At 70.4% G+C, this 3,152-nt stretch carries 3 protein-coding genes; 2 read left to right on the top strand and 1 reads right to left on the bottom strand.

Translation table 11 applies throughout. The features are described 5' to 3' along the window. The first annotated feature begins 101 nt into the window (after positions 1-101). Together ACK5F2_RS00220 and pbpC are read left to right on the top strand one after the other, a co-directional pair. Positions 102-686, top strand: coding sequence for a hypothetical protein (locus ACK5F2_RS00220; RefSeq protein ID WP_409861938.1), 585 nt, complete (start codon positions 102-104; stop codon positions 684-686). Beyond that, the gene (gene pbpC / locus ACK5F2_RS00215; RefSeq protein WP_409861937.1) at positions 683-2,857 is read left to right on the top strand and encodes a penicillin-binding protein 1C; all 2,175 of its coding nucleotides are present in this window, start codon (positions 683-685) and stop codon (positions 2,855-2,857) included. Before ACK5F2_RS00220 ends, pbpC begins: the two co-directional genes overlap by 4 nt. On the opposite strand, the gene ACK5F2_RS00210 is transcribed toward pbpC, so the two are convergent. Then, on the bottom strand, positions 2,766-3,152 hold a 387-nt coding region (locus ACK5F2_RS00210), incomplete at its 5' end, for an AI-2E family transporter (protein WP_409861936.1). The two genes, pbpC and ACK5F2_RS00210, sit on opposite strands and share 92 nt — an antisense overlap.

Here is a 3,152-nt window from a genome sequence, read left to right as displayed (position 1 = left end):
TGTTCCAGGGCAGCAAGAGCTTGCCGCCGTCAGGCTGGCGCGTCCAATCCAGGGTTTGCAGTGGCGCCGGGCTCAGCGTTGCCTCCGTCTTGCCTGCGGGCTTGACGCCGCTGCAAACTCTGGATTGGACGCGCCAGCCTGACGGCGGCAAGCTCTTGCTGCCCTGGAACAGCGGCACCCTGAACGTGGAGCACAAGGGCACGGGCAAGCCCTGGCTGACCGTGCAATCGCTGGCTGCCGTGCCGCTCAAGCAAGCGGCCAGCGTGGGCTACCGCCTGCAACGCACCGTGCAAGCCGTGGAGCAGAAGGTCGCTGGGCGCTGGAGTCGTGGCGATGTATTACGCGTGCGTTTGGAGCTCGAGGCGGGCAGCGATATGGCCTGGGTGGTGCTGGCCGATCCGTTGCCGGCGGGCGGCGCCATCCTGGGCGCCGAGCGCGTGGCCGAGCTCAGTCGCAGCAATGAGGCGGCCGACGATGCACGCGTGCGCCCCACCTTTGAGGAGCGCAGCCACGAGGCCTGGCGTGCCTATTTCGAGCGCCTGCCGCGCGGCAAGCATGTGCTGGAGTACACCGTGCGCCTGAACAACGCCGGCCGATTCCAGATGCCGGGCACCCGGGTCGAGGCCATGTACGCGCCCGAAAACTTTGCCGAGCTGCCGCAGGCCTCGCTGGAGGTGGCGCCTTGAGGGGATGCGCTCGCGGGGCATGGCTGCTGGCCGGCCTGCTCGCCGCGAGCGCGCCGGCCTGGGCCCAGCCCAGCTTCCAGGAGCTGAAGGCCGCGCACCGCGTGTCGGACTACACCTTGCTGGACCGACGTGGCGAGCCGCTGCAGACCCTGCGCCTCGATCCTCAGCGGCGCGCGCTCGACTGGCTGCCTTTGAACCAGCTCTCGCCGGCCTTGCTGCAGGCGATTTTGCTGGGCGAGGACCGGCGCTTTTACGAGCACAGCGGCGTCGACTGGGGCGCCGTGGCCAGCAGCGCCTGGGCCAATCTCTGGAACCAGCGCACGCGCGGCGCGTCAACGGTGACCATGCAGCTGGCCGGCTTGATCGACGCCGGCCTGGCCCGCCCGGCCGGCGGCCGCAGCGCGGGCCAGAAGCTGGGCCAGGTCTGGTTGGCGTCCCAGCTGGAACGGCGCTGGACCAAGGCGCAGATCCTCGAGGCCTATGTCAACAGCGTGCCATTTCGCGGCGAGCTGGTCGGTATCCATGCGCTCTCGCAAGTGCTGTTCGGCAAGCATCCGGCTGGCTTGACGGCGGTGGAGGGCGCCCTGGCCGCCGCTTTGCTGCGCGCGCCCAATGCCAGCGCGGCCGCCTGGAGCCAGCGCGCCTGCGGCCTGCTCAAGCTGCAAGGCCTGGGCTGCGAGGCCGTGGCCGGCCAGGCTGAAGCGGCCTTGCTGCGCCCGGCCACCATGCCCTTGGGCGAGCAGCTGGCGCCGCATATCGCCCGCCAGCTGCTGCGCCCCGAGGGCCCGGCGCGCCAGCGCAGCAGCCTGGACGCTCATCTGCAGCGTTATGCCGCCCAGCTGCTCAAGAACCAGCTGGCCGAGCTGAACGGCCGCAATGTCGAGGACGGCGCGGTGATCGTGCTCGACAACGCCAGCGGCCAGGTGCGCGCCTGGGTGGGCAGCAGCGGCGCCTTCTCGGCTGCCGCCCAGGTGGACGGCGTGCTGGCACGGCGCCAGCCGGGCTCCACGCTCAAGCCCTTCATCTACCAGCTGGCGCTGGAGCGGCGCCTGATCACGGCCGCCAGCCTGCTGGAGGATTCACCGGCGCAGATCAACACGCCCGCGGGCCTCTACGTGCCGCAGAACTACGACCGCCAGTTCAAGGGGTTCGTCTCTGCGCGCAGTGCCCTGGGCAGCAGCCTCAATGTGCCGGCTGTGCGCCTGATGGCCATGCTGGGCAGCGATGCGGTGTTCGAGCGCCTGAATCAGCTCGGATTGCAGCTGGGCGAGACGGCGGGCTTTTATGGCCTCTCGTTGGCCCTGGGCAGCGCCGATGTGACACTGCTGAACCTGGCCAATGCCTACCGCAGCCTGGCCAACGGGGGCGTGCTGGGGCCGGTTCAGCTGCAGGCGCAGGCGCCGACAGCGCAGTCGGGCCGCCGCCGTGTGGCCGACGCCGGGGCCAGCTTCATCGTCGCCGACATGCTGGCCGACAACAACGCCCGCGCCATCGGTTTCGGCCTGGACAGCCCGCTGGCGCTGGCCAGCTATGCGGCGGTCAAGACCGGCACCAGCAAGGATATGCGCGACAACTGGTGCCTGGGTTTCAGTGATCGTTACACCGTGGGTGTCTGGGTCGGCAATGCCAGTGGCGCGCCCATGCACGGGGTCAGTGGCATCAGCGGCGCGGCGCCGGTCTGGGCCGGGCTGATGCGCTATCTGCACCAAGGCCGGCCTTCGCGTGCGCCGGCGGCGCCGGCCACAGTCCTGCCGCTGACGGTTCAATTCGACGGCGTGGCCGAACCGGCACGGCGCGAGTGGTTTGTGCGCGGCACCGAGCAGGCGCTCTGGGGCGCGGGCAGCCAGTTGCAGCGCCAGGCTTCGGCCCTGGGCATCGTCAGCCCGGTGGACGGCAGCCTGTTTGCGCTCGACCCCGACATGCCGCCGCAGGCACAGAAGATCCGCTTCGAGGGGCAGGACGGCCAATGGGAGCTGGACGGCAAGATCCTCGGCCGCGGGCGCCAGCTGAACTGGGCGCCCTGGCCGGGGCGGCATCAGCTGCGCCTGCTGGACGGTCGCGGCCGCGAGCTGCAGCGCATCAGTTTCGAGGTGCGCGGCGCCCGCCTGAAGCCGGGCGCGCCGCCGTCTTCTCGCTCAGCGCCTGTGCCTTCGCCGGCAGGCCCTCGCTGATCCAGGCTTCCAGCAAGGTGTAGGTCACGGCCAGCACCACCGGGCCGATGAACAGGCCCACCAGGCCGAAGGCCAACAAGCCGCCGATCACACCGGCGAAGATCAGCAGCAAGGGCAGGTCGGCGCCTTTCTTGATCAGCCAGGGGCGCAGGAAGTTGTCCAGCGTGGTCACCAGCAGGGTCCAGATCAGCAGCACCGTGGCCCAGCCGCTGTCGCCACTCCAGTACAGCCAGGCCACGGCCGGCGCCAGCACCAGGGCCGGGCCGATCTGGGCCAGGCAGGCCATCAGCATCAC

Origin of the sequence: Roseateles sp. (genome assembly GCF_046300915.1) — a bacterium.
GTDB lineage: Bacteria > Pseudomonadota > Gammaproteobacteria > Burkholderiales > Burkholderiaceae_C > Kinneretia.
Note: the sequence above shows the minus strand (reverse complement) of the source record. Positions and strands in the feature narration are given on the sequence as shown.